Raw genomic sequence first — 15,034 nt, 5'->3', positions numbered from 1 at the left:
TTGCCCACTTAAATGCGCACGTAATATGAAAGAAAAAGTGTCTGTTACAGATACCGGTATACAGTCTTCCGGGCTTCCCCGGGACTATATGGAAGCGGTGGCAGAATATATCTGGAATGGCTTTGACGCAGCAGCATCCATCATCGATATCACTTTTGAAACAAATGAAATAGATACCATCCATAGTCTGTCTATCACTGACAATGGTACTGGTATTGACTATGACCAGCTAAAGGAGACCTTTGGTAACTTCAATGACTCTATCAAAAAGGCTACTTTCCAGAAAACATCTTCTGTCATCAAAGGAAATAAAGGCCGTGGACGTTTCTCTTTTTCTGCTTTTAGTGGAAAAGCCTTATGGAAAACTGTCTATAAAGACCAGGCCACTGGTAAACTCCATGCCTATGAGATTGTCATCACTAAAAATTCCAAGGATTACTTCGATCCGCACAACAAGCGGGAATTGTCCAAAGGCGCTACCGGCACCATTGTTACTTTCACAGATCTCTTCGATGTGACGGGATTTTCCTTTCAGTCAGATGAATTTAAAACCTTCCTGGAAAGAGAATTTGGCTGGTTCCTGATGCTGAACCGGGAAAAGGAATACCAGATCCGTATCAATGGAGTGGCTTTGCCCTACCAGCAGCTGATAGCCGAAAGTGATATTGGTACTTTGCCCGTCAGGGATGCAGATGGTAAGGACCACTTTTTCAAGATTACCTTTGTCAGGTGGTCTGAGCGTATCGGCGATAAGTTCTTCTTTTACTTCCTCAATTCCCACCAGAAGGAGTTGTTCAAAGACCTCACCTCATTCAATAACAATGCGATCGGGTTTTACCACAGTGTATATGTAGAATCCCGCTATTTTGATGCCTTCAATCCACAAGACAATGAGTTGTCTCAGAACCTGTTTGAGCGTACCCGTCAGCATGGGGTATTCAAATCGCTGATGAATCACCTGCATGAACTGGTGAGATTGCGCCAGAAGGCGTTTGTAGATGGAGAAGCGGCAGAGAAACTGCTGGATAACTATGAGAAGAATGGCATCATTCCAAAACTGAATGACGGTAGGAAAAAGAAAGCATTGCTCAAAGTGGTAAAGAACCTTTATTGCATAGAGCCCCGTTTATTTCAGGGGTTGAATAAAGAGCAGCAGCGTATCAATGTAGGTCTGCTCGGTATTCTGCTGGAAGCTGGTATGAAGGAAGACATTATAGAATTAGTCAGCTATATCGTACCACTCACCGACGAAGACAGGAAGTTATTGAAATAAAAAAGGCCGGTGATTGATCCACCGGCCTTTGATTTTACCTTCTCACTCTGGATGACGGTGAAGACATCATAGGAGCTGTACGCATAGGCAAACTATTCACATTTCGTATTTGCTCAGATCTTTGCATAGTCGGTCTATCCTGCGTTTGCATGATGGGCCGGGTAGTAGTGTTACTATTAAAGCTCCTGAATTGCCTGGGTTGGGGATTTTGAACCTGTGGTCTGTACACCCGCACGTTATTGCCATTTTGTACCGGATTACCACGAACTCTGCTTTCCTGTATGGCCATTGGGGTGATAGTCTTGTTGGTATATCGCTGAACCTCACTCACATTTGGTCCCTGTGAATAATATAAGTTGTTACCATGTGTAGTAGCAAAATTGTTAATCACAGAAATCCGGTCAGCACTATTTGGCCGTGTTACCACTCTTGAAAGGTCATTATCATAGATGTGGTCCCTCGGCACCTGGTTCCAGTAATAGTCATGTGGTCTCCAACTACCATATGCAGAGCCGACACCTACACCAGGCCCCAGCGGCGCCCAGCAGTAATAGTTATCCACATATCCCCAGGTAACCCATGCCGGTGACCAGTCGTATCCCGGAATCCACAACCAGCCATAAGCATCGTCATAGAACCAGCGACCATAGTGGAAGGGAGCCCACCCCCAGTTGAAGTCAGAGGCCCACATCCAGCCCTCATTGCTATACACCCAGTGGCCATTCGTGGCATATGGACGAAAATCTCCATCCATAGCCGGGCTCCACACGTTCCCATACCCTGGGTAGTCTATCCAGCTGCCATAAGGCGACAGGTCATCGTAAAAAGTCTGGTAAGTAATACTTCCGTACGGGGCAGTAGTCCCTACCCCCGTGGTAGTGGTACAACTATTTAGTAGTAACAAACATGAACATAGGGCTAAAACTAAACTTCTCATGACTTAGATGTTTAATGAATAAAACATTCCCATTTCCATTTAGTTTTATAAATGCAGAAATGAAGCCAAATCAGCTCACCATTTTTGCCAGCGCATAAGCTGCCACAGCCGCTATAATACCTGTGAGTGCTACCTTCAGGGTGCCTTTCACCAAAGGTTGCCCGGTTACTTTTGATTTAAAATACCCAAATATGAGCAGGGCTAACACCGTAATAATACAGGAAAAATAAAATCCCTGCTGATTATTGGATGTGACCAGGTAAGGGAACAGAGGAATGAACCCGCCTGCCAGGTAAGAAAATGCAATCGTCAAAGCAGATTTGACCGCTCTGTCCTTGTCCGGTTTATCCAGGCCCAGTTCAAAGCGCATCATAAAGTCAACCCATTTATCTTTGTCCTGGCTGATTTGCAGCGTGACCTGCTTACTCAGTTCTTTATCCACACCCATGTTGATGAAGATGGACTCAACCTCCTGCCTTTCAGTGTCCGGTACTTTCTCCACTTCGTCATATTCCCGTTTCAGCTCTGAGTCATAGTGTTCTATTTCCGTCTGTCCGGCCAGGAATCCACCCAATCCCATTGAAATACAACCTGCTGCAATTTCAGAAAGCCCGGATACGATAATAAGGTGGTTGGTATCCAGTACGCCACTCAACCCCGCAGTAAGGGCAAAGGGTACGGTCAGCCCGTCGGACATGCCGATGATGACATCCCGGACAAAGTTGGAACTATTAATGTGTGTTTCCTGATGCATGTGTATTAGTATTGATATAAAATTATCAAAATAGAATGAGTATTTAAAACCCTTACTTTAGAGTAGCTTGATTTTCATAATATTATAACTGTATCCCTGAATTCAGCTATTTCTGACCCTTGAATATTGGGGTTAATTTGTATCTTATATAGAAATTTACCGATACAATGAAACAAAAACCGTCGATGGCATTTGTTGCCGCATCCTGGGTTGCGTTGCTTGTTGGAGTTCTTGGCTACATCGTTGGCCTTTGGAATGCCCAAATGCAGCTAAATGAAAAGGGATACTATTTTACCGTGCTCATGTACGGCCTTTTTGCAGGGGTATCAGTACAAAAATGCGTAAGGGATAGGTTAGAGAAAATTCCCGTTACCGACATTTACTATGGTATTAGCTGGGTGTCTACATTACTTTGCCTGATCCTCCTGGCTGTCGGATTATGGAACGCCACCCTGCTGCCCAGCGAAAAAGGATTCTACGCATTTGCATTTTTACTAAGCATTTTTGGTGCGATCGCAGTGCAGAAAAATACCCGCGATAGCCAGGCAGCAAAGGTAGAAAGTATTGATATTAATAAAGAGGCATAGTTTTAATATTCTGATCCTGAATTGATTGTAGCGCTTGTAGTTGTTTCGTAGACGCTTTTTTTTTCGCTTGTAGTACTTCCGTAGTAGGCCAAAAATAGCTGTACATGATTGGGGGAAATACTTTTGTGACATCATCAATCACAAAAAAATGATCATATCATGAAGGACAAAACATTAGCTATCGTCGCCTACTGTACAATAATTGGTTGGGTAGTTGCATACATTAAATATAAGGAAACTCCTGAGCGTTCACCGCTGGTACGTTACCACCTTGCACAGGGCTTAGGCGTATTTATCGCTGGTCTTGCAATTGGAATTATTGTAAACATCGTCGCAAGAATCATCCCTTCCCTGGGATTAGTCTTGAGTGTAGCCGGCCTTCTTCCATTGATTCTGCTGATATTTGGAATAATAACTGCTTCGAACGAAGCACAGAGACCCGTACCATTAATTGGTAAAGTCTTCGAAAACAAATTCAGCTTTCTGAACTAAGTATGTTTTCAGAAAAAAATTAATCCCAATCATTGTTGAAAAACCCGGATTAACTATCCTTTTGAAAGCATAAAAAGACTGACTAATAAGGTGTTATTTGCCTGTTAGTCAGTCTTTCAGCATTTTATTGTGGCTTGTAAATCTCAATATCAATCTGCCCGTCTTCAGTAATAGTACCCCTGTACATACCTTCTGTATTAAAAGGCATTACCGCATGACCTGCCTGGTCCAGGGCAATCAGTCCACCGCTACCCCCCAGGATGCCGATTTTCTCAATCACCGTTTTAGCTGCCTGATCCAGACCTATGCCTTTGTATTCCATCATGGCAGAAAGGTCGTAAGCTGCTACATCCCTGATATAATATTCTCCCCAGCCGGTACAGGACACCGCGGCAGTTTTGTTGTTAGCATAAGTACCTGCACCAATGATAGGAGAGTCACCGATACGGCCGTACTTTTTGTTGGTCATACCACCTGTTGACGTTCCTGCCGCCAGGTTACCATTTCTATCCAGGGCCACGGCACCTACTGTACCGAATTTGTTGTCCACATTTTCAATACCCAGTTTACCAGTTGGCGTATAACTGTGATCCAGCTTTGTTTTGGTAGAATCAGTTTTCAGCACTTTTTGCAGGGCATCCCATCGCTCCTGGGTCCAGAAGTATTTAGGGTCCACGATTTCCAGGCCGGCATCTTTTGCGAACTGCTCAGCTCCACGACCTGCCAGCATTACGTGTTCAGATTTCTCCATCACAGCTTTTGCCGCAGCGATCGGATTTTTTACGGTGGTCACCCCGGCTACAGCCCCTGCCTGCAGGGTTTTACCATTCATGATGGCCGCATCCATTTCGTTTTTTCCATCATGGGTAAATACAGCACCTTTGCCCGCATTGAAGAGGGGAGAGTCTTCCATCACTTTGATGGTAGCTTCAACCGCATCAACGCTGCTTTTGCCGGCTTTCAGGAGTTTGTAACCAGCAATCAGGGCTTCTTTCAGCACCGCTGTGTAGGCAGCCTCCTTTTCAGGTGTCATGTTTTGTTTGGTAATAGTACCAGCACCACCATGAATTACTAAAATATATCTTTCCTGTGGTGGGGTACCTTCTTCGGCATAGCAAACTGCCTTCAGACTCAGCATGAGGCAGCACAAGAGTAACTTTTTCATATTAGCTAAAATAGTAAAAAGACAGCATAGGATACCTTTCCTCTCTTCATTTCGCATATTTGAAAAGTCAACTTTTTATGCAAACGTTTCCATAAAAACGTATTTTTAAGTATTCCACGGATGAAAAACTATATTACTTTCCTGTTGACCTGCACATACAGTATTGTGTGTGGACAAACACCTATCAACCGCCAGGCGCTGGTTGAAAGGCACAACGTGATCCTGCACCAGGCAGATACCCTCGCGGCACTGACGCTGGGCAACGGTAACTTTGCATTTACTGTCGATGTCACCGGCCTGCAAACGTTTCCCGAAGCATATAGCAAAGGCATTCCCCTGGGTACCCAGTCAGGCTGGGGATGGCATAGTTTTCCCAATGCCGCAGCATATAAAATCGATGACGCCTACCAGCCTTATCACCTCCATGGCCGCGATATTACCTATGCGGTGCAAAAGAAAAATACCCCGGCCGTCGATTATTTCCGCCAGAATGTACACCGCTTACAATTGGGAAATGTGGGTTTCCAGATCCTGAAAAAGAATGGACAGCCGGCCATCCTCGCTGATCTCCAACAGGTACACCAGGTACTGGACCTCTGGAATGGCGAGATCCGTAGCGCCTTTACTGTGGAGGGTGTCCCTGTAAAAGTCCGCACAGTCGTACATCCGCAAAAGGACCTCGTATCCATCAAAGTCATTTCCCCGCTTGTAAAGCAGGGCCGCCTGAAAATCCGTATCCGCCTTCCTTACCCCACAGGCGAATTTGCAGATGCAGGTACAAACTACCTGCATCCTGACAGGCATCAATCGTCTGTTATTAAACCCGGTCTTATCATCCATGAGTTAGATACAACCCATTACTACCTGAATTATTCCCCTGTAAATACCAGCAGTCCTCATCTCCATGAGTTCCTGCTTACCCCTGGCGAGGAGATCTCTATTCAATTTTCTCCTCACGAAGCGCACGACCTTCCTTCGTTTGCGCAAACGGAAAATGCCAGCGGCCAATACTGGCAGGCATTCTGGAAAAGGGGCGGGGCAGTTGATTTCAGCGGTAGTTCAGATCCCCGCGCTTTTGAGCTGGAAAGGAGGGTTATCCTTTCCCAATACCTCATGGCGGTGCAATGTGCTGGCTATATGCCGCCACAGGAAACAGGGCTGACGTACAATAGCTGGTATGGCAAACCCCACCTGGAAATGTACTGGTGGCACGCCGTTCATTTTGCCCTTTGGGGCAGGGCAGACCTGATGGAAAAGAGCCTGCAATGGTACGCGACAGTTGCCGGCAAAGCCCGCGCTATTGCACAAAGGCAGGGATACAAAGGTATTCGCTGGCAAAAGATGACGGACCCTGAAGGGAATGAAAGCCCTTCTTCTATAGGAGCCTTCCTCATCTGGCAACAGCCACATTTCATTTACATGGCAGAGTTACTGTATCGCCAGCACCAGGAGGTATTGGCTCAGTACCAGTCGCTGGTTGCTGCCACAGCCGATTTTATGGCTTCTTACGCGTGGTATGACAGTGCCACCCACCATTATATTTTAGGCAAAGGCCTGATTCCTGCACAGGAAAGATTTAAACCGGAAGAGACTTATAATCCAACATACGAACTGGCTTACTGGCGATGGGGCCTGCAAACTGCTCAATTATGGAGAGCAAGAGCTGGCCTGCCCCGCAACCCGGAATGGGATAAAGTATTGCAGGGCTTATCGCCACTGCCACAGCAGGAAGGCGTATACCTGGCTGCTGAAAGTGCCCCGGATAGCTATACCCGCTCATCATACATGACAGATCATCCTGCCGTACTGGGTACCCTGGGCATGCTGCCTGCCAGTCCTGCCCTGGATACGGCTGTTATGCATCATACCCTCGATAAAATATGGACCAGCTGGGATTGGAAAGATACCTGGGGATGGGATTTTCCCCTTACCTGCATGACGGCAGTAAGACTGGGGCAACCGGAAAGAGCCATAGACGCCCTGTTTATGAATATCAGGACCAATACCTGGTTGCCCAATGGCCATAACTACCAGGATGACCGGTTACGGCTGTACCTTCCAGGAAATGGCGGGTTATTAACAGCGGTGGCCCTGATGTGTGCAGGTTACGATGGTTGTACCATCAAAGAACCGGGTATTCCTAAAAATGGTAAATGGAAAGTAAAATGGGAAGGCCTGCAGCCTATGCCCTGATCAATTAAAATATATCCACAATGAAAAAGTATTTCCTGTTCGTTGCCATGCTGTTGGCCGTCGGTGCCCAGGCACAGCAAACGCTCATTCCAAAGAAGGCCACGCTGGCTGCGATGACGAAGACGAATCAATATTTTATGGAGAAGTGGCCGGATACGGGGAAAGAGATCGTTTTGAATAAAACGTGGCCCTCTAATATCTGGACCCGTGGTGTGTATTATGAAGGACTCATGGCGCTGTATGGTATTGATCCAAAGAAAGCCTATTATGATTATGCTGTTCAGTGGGGTGAAAAACATAACTGGAACCTTCGCAATGGCATTAAAACCCGCAATGCAGATGATCAGGATTGTGGGCAGACGTACATTGACCTGTACCTGATAGACAAGCAGCCGGAACGCATTGCCAATATCAAAGCGTCTATTGATACGATGTTGAAAACATCTAAAATAGACGACTGGCATTGGATTGACGCAATCCAGATGGCAATGCCTGTAATGGCGCGCTTGGGTAAGATATATAAAGACACGGCGTATTTTCATCGCATGTATGAGATGTATGAGTGGACGAAGAACGGCTTGTACAACAAGGAAGAACATTTGTGGTGGAGAGATAAGGACTTTATTCCTCCTTACAAAGAACCTAACGGCCAGAACTGCTATTGGAGCCGTGGTAATGGCTGGGTACTGGCCGCATTGGTAAGAACGATGGAACAGCTGCCTGAAAACTCCCGTTATTATAAGATCTTCCTGGATGACTTCAGGGAAATGTCTGCGGCCCTCTTACCCCTGCAAAGAACAGATGGCTTCTGGAATGCGAGCCTGCGCGATCCCAATAACTATGGTGGCAAAGAATTGACTGGCACATCCTTATTTGTATATGGTATCACCTGGGGTATCCGTAAAGGTTACCTGGATAAAAAGACTTACTATCCGGTGGTAGTAAAGGCATGGAATGCACTGGTGAAAGATTGTGTACATGATAACGGGATGCTGGGATTTGTGCAGAGCACTGGCAAGCAACCTTCAGATGGTCAGCCGGTTACTTTTGATAAAATTCCTGATTTTGAAGATTACGGGCTGGGATGTTTCCTGCTCGCAGGTAGCGAGATTTACAAATTAAAGTAAATCTCCAGGCAGCCCTGCAAAAGCCTCTTCTGCCTTTGGCAGAAGAGGCTTTTACGTATTTATGAGAAAAATTAAGCGTACCAACTACCTTTATTTAGAATAAAATCCCTATTTTTCACCCCGTGTGAATGAAAAAAGTGTAGTAAGAGAAACCACGTCATTACTCAAACTCAGGTCTATGCGTCTCAACACTTCCGCCGCCAGCAATGGCGCTGCGTCCACGTTCGCGTATATTTTAATCAAAATAAAGCTCCACAAAACCATGAACAAATTATTGGGACTTGCCGCGCTGTTGCTCGCTCAGCAACTTCATGCGCAGCAACAACAGGCTCCTGCCTATCCACTGGTAACACATGATCCTTATTTCAGCATCTGGTCAGCTTCGGACGATCTTACCGCTTCTGCCACCCGCCACTGGACAGGTGCAGAACAACCTATCGTAGGCATGGTAAAAGTGGATGGCACCACTTACCGCGTACTCGGTAAACAAGGTGAACATTTTGACGGGATCGTACCCGCAGCCGACGAAAAGAAATACACGGTATCCTTTACAGAAACAGCCCCTGCTGCTGACTGGATGTCTCCGGCTTTCGTCGATAAAGACTGGCAGACCGGCGAAGCGCCTTTTACCAACGACAAGCACATGTCAGGTACACAGTGGAATACCCGCGATATTTGGGTACGCCGCTCATTCAACCTGACTAATATTCCTGCAGAACCACTGTTCCTGAAGATCAATCACGACGATAACGCAGAAGTATATATTAATGGTACAAAAGCGTATAGTTACGAAGGTTGGTTGAACCACACACAATATTTCCCTATCAGCGATGATGTAAAAAAGCTCCTGAAAAAAGGTAAAAATGTACTGGCCATACATGTTACCAATACCCAGGGCGGTGCTTACCTCGATGCAGGGATCTCCGTAAAACCAAAGAACGCACTGGCGGATAATATCAGGACAGCAGTACAGAAAAGCGTGCAGCTGACTGCCACCCAGACTACTTACACCTTTACATGTGGCAAGGTAGACCTGACACTGAACTTCCTGTCTCCTTTACTATTAAAGGACCTGGACCTGCTGTCTCGCCCGGTATCTTATATTAGCTACAAGGTACAGTCTAACGATGGTGCACAGCACGATGTACAGGTGTACTTTGGTGCCAGTTCTGCCCTTGCTACCAACACCGCTGGTCAGGAAGTGACTGCACAGCAGCTCACCAGCAATGGTTTGTCTATCCTGAAAACAGGTACTACAGAACAGGCTATCCTGGCAAAGAAAGGAGATGACCTCCGCATTGACTGGGGGTACCTGTATGTAGCAGTACCTAAAGAAGCCAATGCTACCCAGACGGTAACTACAGATGGCGATGCCATTGCTTCCTTTGTAGGAAAACCTAAAACCGTAGCTAGGGGCAAGCAACTGATGCTGAACACTGTAGTGAAACTGGGTAAAGTAGGCGCTGAATCTAAAGAACAGGTGATCCTGGTTGGTTACGATGATATTTACAGTATCCAGTACTTTGGTACTAACCTCCGTCCATGGTGGAAAAAGGATGACACCTTCACAATCGAAAAAGAACTGGCTGCCGCCAGCAAAGACTACGGATCTATCCTGGCGCGCTGCAACACCTTCGACAAACAGTTATATGCAGATGCGACCAAAGCAGGTGGCGACACTTATGCTAAACTGTGCGTAATCGGTTACCGCCAGAGCATTGCTGCACACAAACTGGTGAAGAGCCCTGAAGGCGAGATCCTGTTTCTTTCCAAAGAGAACTTTAGCAATGGCTGTATCAATACAGTGGATGTAACTTATCCGTCAGCTCCCTTGTTCCTGATTTACAATCCTGATCTGATGAAGGGTATGACAAATGGTATCTTCTATTTCAGCGAAAGTGGCAAATACACTGAACCATATGCTGCCCATGACCTGGGTACATACCCATTGGCAAATGGCCAGGTATATGGCGAAGGTATGCCGGTAGAAGAATCAGGCAACATGATCATCCTGACTGCGGCTATCGCAAAAGCAGAAGGTAATGCTGACTATGCCAAAAAGCACTGGAAGACCCTGTCTACCTGGGCTGACTACTTGCTGAAAGAAGGTTTTGATCCTGCTAACCAGCTGTGTACCGACGATTTTGCTGGTCACCTGGCAAGAAATGCGAACCTCTCTGTAAAAGCAATCGTAGGTCTCGGTTGTTATGCTATGCTGGCTGATCAGCTGGGCGAGAAAGCAACTGCGGATAAATTCAGAACTGCAGCTAAAAACATGGTGCCTAACTGGATGAAACTGGCAGATGACGGTGATCACTACACTTTGGCGTTTGAACGCAAAGGTACATGGAGCCAGAAGTACAACCTGGTTTGGGACAAGGTATTAGGTCTTGACCTGTTTCCTAAGGCAGTATACGATAAGGAAATCAGGTACTACCTGACGCAGCAGAAAGATTTTGGCTTACCATTGGATAGCCGTAAAACTTACACTAAATCTGACTGGATTTTATGGACTGCAGCATTGACCGACAACCAGGCAGATTTTGATGCGCTGATCACTCCGGTGTATAAGTATGCAACGGAGACCACTAGCCGAGTGCCTATTTCCGACTGGCACGAGACTACCGATGGTAAGATGGTGGGATTCCAGGCGAGAAGTGTGGTAGGGGGATATTTTATGGAAATGCTGGAAAAGAAACTGAGTAAATAATTGGTTGTAATCAGCCGTATATTGGTGGGGTGGCCGTTCTACAGGCTTCCCCACCTTTGTTTTTAAGGTGTAGTAATTGTACTACACGTCCCCATTGGAGGCTTGTTTATATTTGTATCACACAATGGTATACTATTCCGGACTTCTCTATTGCCAAATTGCAATCTGAAATAATTCATTTAATATATAAGTATATGAATAGGATCATATACTGTTAAGAGCTTGGTTTTTATTAGGATATGGTAGAAAAAGGTTGTCATTCCTGGCGACCTTTCATTTTTAAAATCTTATTTTATCCCTTTACCTACAGCATTACATGTACCGGCCGGGTTGGCCGGTTTTCGTTTTTCAGGAATCTTCGCAGGTTGCACACCATTTCTCTGAATTTTTACTCCCGACCGCATCGGCATCAGCCGAAATAAGCACCTCTTCCTTGCTGCCGCCGGCCAATTCGCAGACCGCTTGTAAATAAAAAGAGCCTGCGAATATTCTTCGCAGGTTGCACACCATTTCTCAAGGAATTTTTTACTCCCCGACCGCATCGGCATCAGCCGAAATAAGCGCCTCTTTCTTGCTGCCGCCGGCCAATTCCCAGACCGCCTGTAAATAAAAAGAGCCTGCGAAGAATATTCGCAGGCTACTCACTTTTTTGGGAAATGGATGCTATTGAGGAAATAAAATGGATGGAATAAGGAATGTTTGGGGTTTGGGGAACAATGAACGAAATGGGGAAACAATGAACATTGAGGCATTACCAATCGGATGAAAAATCGGGGTGAGCAATTGGATGAAGACTAAGCTGAAATGGATAAAAATTTCAGGGTAGAAATGGACGAAAAACCGGGGGGAGAATGGATGAAATTTCGGAGGTAAGATGGATGAAAGTGCTGGAAGTTACAATGGAATGAAAGCGGCCTGCGCTACACGCAAAATATCTTAGTTCTCACTAAACCCGCTGAAGAAGCGACGTGCCACATGTTTAAACCTATTCACATCCTCTTCGCTCTCCAGTTCCATATCGAAATGAGTATTGGTTGTATTATAATATTGTAAAGCTGCTGCTGCAATGTCGATATTACCATTGGCATCTGCAGTTGCTTTGATAAAGCGGCTATTTGAATTCAAATAGTGAAGCGCTTTGATGTCAAATTCGAAAGTGATGATACCGTTTGCCATGATAGTTTCAATTTTATAAATCATGTTATAAAAATTTCGTGCCAAACTTTTGTAACTTGTACAGATCATTTAAAAACTCACTTCATGCGATTATCCACGTTCCTCATTACCACCGTGTTATCACTATTTGTTACTTTTTGTTATGCTGATATTAAATTACCTGCTTTGGTCGGAAGCAATATGGTTCTGCAACGCAATAAGCCGTTACACATCTGGGGATGGGCCGATAAAGGAGAAGCCATAACAGTAACTTTCAAAGGAAAATCAGTTAAAACTGTTGCAACAGAAAAAGGCAAATGGCAGGTTACATTACCTGCAATGCCTGCCGGTGGCCCTTATGAAATGTCGTTAAAGGGTAAGAACACCATTCATCTTGATAATATATTAATTGGTGAAGTGTGGGTGGCTTCCGGTCAGTCTAATATGGAAATGCCGCTGCAGGGTTGGGGCAAGGTCCACAACTTTGAACAGGAAGTCAAAGCAGCGAACTATCCCAACATCCGACTGCTGATGATAAAGCGTGCAACCAGCACCGTGCCATTAGATACCGCAACCGTCCTGCAGGGTGGGTGGCAGGCCTGTACCCCGCAGAGCGTACCGGAATTTTCGGCAGTTGGGTACTTTTTTGCCCGCGAAATTAATGGGTATGAGCAGGTACCGGTGGGGATCATCCTCACTTCGTGGGGAGGTACTGTAGCCGAAGCGTGGACGAGTGGGGAATCATTGAAGAAAATGCCTGCATTTGCAGACTCTGTGAAGAAGTACGAACAACTGCCCACGCCGGAGGCCCCTTCTAATCCTAATAAAGTCACCCTCTTATATAATGCAATGATTCATCCGGTCATTCCTTACACTATTCGTGGCGTGATCTGGTACCAGGGCGAGAGTAATGCCGGCAGGGCTTATCAATACCGGGAATTGTTTCCACTCATGATCAAAGACTGGCGGAAGCAATGGAAGCAGGGAGACTTTCCTTTTTATTTTGTGCAGCTGGCTAACTTCAAAGATATAGATGCGCAGCCAGTGGAGTCTGACTGGGCAGAACTGCGTGAGGCACAATTAAAGACTTTATCGCTACCAGCCACAGGCATGGCATCGGCTATTGATATCGGAGATGCGAAAGATATCCATCCTAAGAATAAACAGGAAGTAGGGCGCAGGCTGTCTCTCATAGCAAGAGCACAGGTGTATGGGGAAAAGATCCCTTATTCCGGACCGGTGTATGTGTCTAAACAGATCACAGGAAATAAAGTTACCCTGAGCTTTAAATATACCAACGATGGGTTGCAGGCTAGGCAAAGTGGCTCCCTAAAAGGTTTTGCTATCGCTGGCGAAGACAGGCAATTCCATTGGGCACAGGCCACGATCAAAGGGAGCCAGGTAATAGTATGGAGTGAAGAGGTGCCACATCCTGTGGCGGTGAGGTATAATTGGGCCAATAATCCCGGGGGTAATCTGTACAATGGCGCAGGGTTACCGGCAAGTCCTTTCCGGACGGATGACTGGAAAGGCGTGACATTTGGGAAGTAAGGGGCAAAATGTCATTTCATATGTTTGGAATGGCAGCACGGAGGTATGCTGCCTTTCCAAACATAGATGTTACCTTTGGTGCCGTAACCAGGGTTAATCAAGATGCGTCAAGTTGTATTCGGTGTATTATTCGCTATGCTATGGGCTTCCGCCAGCGTGGCTACAAAGATTGGTATCAGGTCAGCAGAACCTTTAATATTAGCTAACTTCCGTTTTTTCCTCGCAGGAGGAGGAATGTTGTTGTTTGCTTATCTCATTCAGAAAGGCAGGCATAGAATGCCGCAAGGAAAGGAGTGGAGGCAGCTACTCACGTTTGGCTTTCTCAATACTACCTTATACCTGAGTTTATATGTCATTTCCATGAAATCGGTATCTGCCGGTATCGGCACCCTGGCTACTGCAACGAACCCTTTATTCATCATGGCAATATCAGCGCTATGGCTCAAACGACCATTAAGGTGGTATGAGCTCATTGGTATGTTCCTGGGTTTATCCGGTGTTGCAGTAGCTACTTATCCGTTACTGGCTCAAAGCCATGGCTCAGTAGCCGGACTGATTATACTACTCACAGGCATGCTATCCGTCTCGGTCGCTACTGTTTATTATTCCCGTATTAAATGGGAATTACCGAATCTCGTCATCAATGGCTGGCAGGTATTTTTGGGTGGGCTTTTGTTATTGCCCTTTACCTGCTTTACTTCCGATTTTTCTACCACTAAATACGACCTCAATTTCTGGGGTGGCCTTTTATGGCTGGTACTTCCTGTCTCTGTCACTGCATTACAACTCTTTTTCTACCTGGTAAAGCGAGACGCCGTACGTGCCTCGCTCTGGCTTTTCCTCTGCCCCGTGTTCGGTTTTATTTATGCAGCTATCTTACTACATGAAGCGATTACCTGGTTTACCTGGGTTGGAACCATCCTAGTGATAGCGGGATTGTATTTAGGGCAGCGGGAGAAGTTTGCGGCGAAAAAGTGATTATTAATCTTTACACGTCCACAACCGGACATCACTTTGCTCAAAACCGGACACCCATCCCTCACAACCCTTTGACTATCACCCAACTCCCCGCTGGCACCATTCCTGCTGC

12 protein-coding genes are annotated in these 15,034 nt (G+C 45.9%); 8 read left to right on the top strand and 4 right to left on the bottom strand.

From position 1 onward, the window contains the following. Window positions 1–25: 25 nt before the first annotated feature. Window positions 26–1,273 carry an ATP-binding protein gene (locus ABDW16_RS06005; RefSeq protein WP_343668393.1) on the top strand — a complete coding sequence of 416 codons (1,248 nt, stop codon included), beginning with the start codon at window positions 26–28 and terminating at the stop codon, window positions 1,271–1,273. Window positions 1,274–1,307: 34 nt separating this feature from the next. On the opposite strand, the gene ABDW16_RS06000 is transcribed toward ABDW16_RS06005, so the two are convergent. After that, the gene (locus ABDW16_RS06000; RefSeq protein ID WP_343668391.1) at window positions 1,308–2,210 is read right to left on the bottom strand and encodes a DUF6600 domain-containing protein; all 903 of its coding nucleotides are present in this window, start codon (window positions 2,208–2,210) and stop codon (window positions 1,308–1,310) included. A gap of 70 nt (window positions 2,211–2,280) precedes the next feature. Next, window positions 2,281–2,964 carry a VIT1/CCC1 transporter family protein gene (locus ABDW16_RS05995; protein WP_343668389.1) on the bottom strand — a complete coding sequence of 228 codons (684 nt, stop codon included), beginning with the start codon at window positions 2,962–2,964 and terminating at the stop codon, window positions 2,281–2,283. A 167-nt stretch (window positions 2,965–3,131) separates the two neighbouring features. On the opposite strand from ABDW16_RS05995, the gene yiaA reads away from it, so the two are divergent. Further along, entirely contained in the window at window positions 3,132–3,551 is a 420-nt protein-coding gene (yiaA, locus tag ABDW16_RS05990) for an inner membrane protein YiaA (RefSeq protein ID WP_343668388.1), read from the top strand. 159 nt (window positions 3,552–3,710) lie between these two features. After that, on the top strand, window positions 3,711–4,043 hold the full coding sequence (locus tag ABDW16_RS05985) for a DUF4870 domain-containing protein (protein ID WP_343668386.1): 333 nt from the start codon (window positions 3,711–3,713) through the stop codon (window positions 4,041–4,043). A gap of 124 nt (window positions 4,044–4,167) precedes the next feature. Here ABDW16_RS05985 and ABDW16_RS05980 read toward each other — a convergent pair whose 3' ends face one another. Next, complete coding sequence (locus ABDW16_RS05980) at window positions 4,168–5,208, bottom strand: isoaspartyl peptidase/L-asparaginase (RefSeq protein ID WP_343668384.1); 1,041 nt, start codon at window positions 5,206–5,208, stop codon at window positions 4,168–4,170. Between the two features lie 120 nt (window positions 5,209–5,328). Here ABDW16_RS05980 and ABDW16_RS05975 point away from each other — a divergent pair, with 120 nt between their 5' ends. The 3 genes from ABDW16_RS05975 to ABDW16_RS05965 all read left to right on the top strand — a co-directional run bounded on the left by ABDW16_RS05975 (window position 5,329) and on the right by ABDW16_RS05965 (window position 11,238). Then, window positions 5,329–7,401 (top strand): hypothetical protein, encoded by a 2,073-nt coding sequence (locus tag ABDW16_RS05975; RefSeq protein WP_343668383.1) that lies wholly within the window; start codon window positions 5,329–5,331, stop codon window positions 7,399–7,401. Between the two features lie 20 nt (window positions 7,402–7,421). Beyond that, complete coding sequence (locus ABDW16_RS05970; protein WP_343668382.1) at window positions 7,422–8,528, top strand: glycoside hydrolase family 88 protein; 1,107 nt, start codon at window positions 7,422–7,424, stop codon at window positions 8,526–8,528. A 178-nt stretch (window positions 8,529–8,706) separates the two neighbouring features. Continuing rightward, window positions 8,707–11,238 (top strand): DUF4965 domain-containing protein, encoded by a 2,532-nt coding sequence (locus ABDW16_RS05965; protein WP_343668381.1) that lies wholly within the window; start codon window positions 8,707–8,709, stop codon window positions 11,236–11,238. Window positions 11,239–12,174: 936 nt separating this feature from the next. Here the strand turns inward: ABDW16_RS05965 and ABDW16_RS05960 are convergent. Continuing rightward, window positions 12,175–12,438, bottom strand: coding sequence for a hypothetical protein (locus ABDW16_RS05960; RefSeq protein ID WP_343668379.1), 264 nt, complete (start codon window positions 12,436–12,438; stop codon window positions 12,175–12,177). A gap of 60 nt (window positions 12,439–12,498) precedes the next feature. Between ABDW16_RS05960 and ABDW16_RS05955 the strand changes: the two genes are divergently transcribed. Both ABDW16_RS05955 and ABDW16_RS05950 read left to right on the top strand, forming a co-directional pair. Continuing rightward, window positions 12,499–13,944: a sialate O-acetylesterase gene (locus ABDW16_RS05955; protein ID WP_343668378.1), complete on the top strand. Its 1,446-nt coding sequence runs from the start codon at window positions 12,499–12,501 to the stop codon at window positions 13,942–13,944. 102 nt (window positions 13,945–14,046) lie between these two features. Next, entirely contained in the window at window positions 14,047–14,922 is an 876-nt protein-coding gene (locus ABDW16_RS05950) for an EamA family transporter (protein WP_343668376.1), read from the top strand. Window positions 14,923–15,034: the final 112 nt, after the last annotated feature.

Source organism: Chitinophaga sp., from assembly GCF_039596135.1.
GTDB lineage: Bacteria > Bacteroidota > Bacteroidia > Chitinophagales > Chitinophagaceae > Chitinophaga.
This window is presented reverse-complemented; position numbering and strand designations above follow the sequence as displayed.

Coding starts and splice junctions, on each gene's coding strand:
- ABDW16_RS06005 (WP_343668393.1), top strand. CDS start 26: ATGAAAGAAAAAGTGTCTGTTACAGATACCGGTATACAGTCTTCCGGG.
- ABDW16_RS06000 (WP_343668391.1), bottom strand. CDS start 2,210: ATGAGAAGTTTAGTTTTAGCCCTATGTTCATGTTTGTTACTACTAAAT.
- ABDW16_RS05995 (WP_343668389.1), bottom strand. CDS start 2,964: ATGCATCAGGAAACACACATTAATAGTTCCAACTTTGTCCGGGATGTC.
- yiaA (WP_343668388.1), top strand. CDS start 3,132: ATGAAACAAAAACCGTCGATGGCATTTGTTGCCGCATCCTGGGTTGCG.
- ABDW16_RS05985 (WP_343668386.1), top strand. CDS start 3,711: ATGAAGGACAAAACATTAGCTATCGTCGCCTACTGTACAATAATTGGT.
- ABDW16_RS05980 (WP_343668384.1), bottom strand. CDS start 5,208: ATGAAAAAGTTACTCTTGTGCTGCCTCATGCTGAGTCTGAAGGCAGTT.
- ABDW16_RS05975 (WP_343668383.1), top strand. CDS start 5,329: ATGAAAAACTATATTACTTTCCTGTTGACCTGCACATACAGTATTGTG.
- ABDW16_RS05970 (WP_343668382.1), top strand. CDS start 7,422: ATGAAAAAGTATTTCCTGTTCGTTGCCATGCTGTTGGCCGTCGGTGCC.
- ABDW16_RS05965 (WP_343668381.1), top strand. CDS start 8,707: ATGCGTCTCAACACTTCCGCCGCCAGCAATGGCGCTGCGTCCACGTTC.
- ABDW16_RS05960 (WP_343668379.1), bottom strand. CDS start 12,438: ATGATTTATAAAATTGAAACTATCATGGCAAACGGTATCATCACTTTC.
- ABDW16_RS05955 (WP_343668378.1), top strand. CDS start 12,499: ATGCGATTATCCACGTTCCTCATTACCACCGTGTTATCACTATTTGTT.
- ABDW16_RS05950 (WP_343668376.1), top strand. CDS start 14,047: ATGCGTCAAGTTGTATTCGGTGTATTATTCGCTATGCTATGGGCTTCC.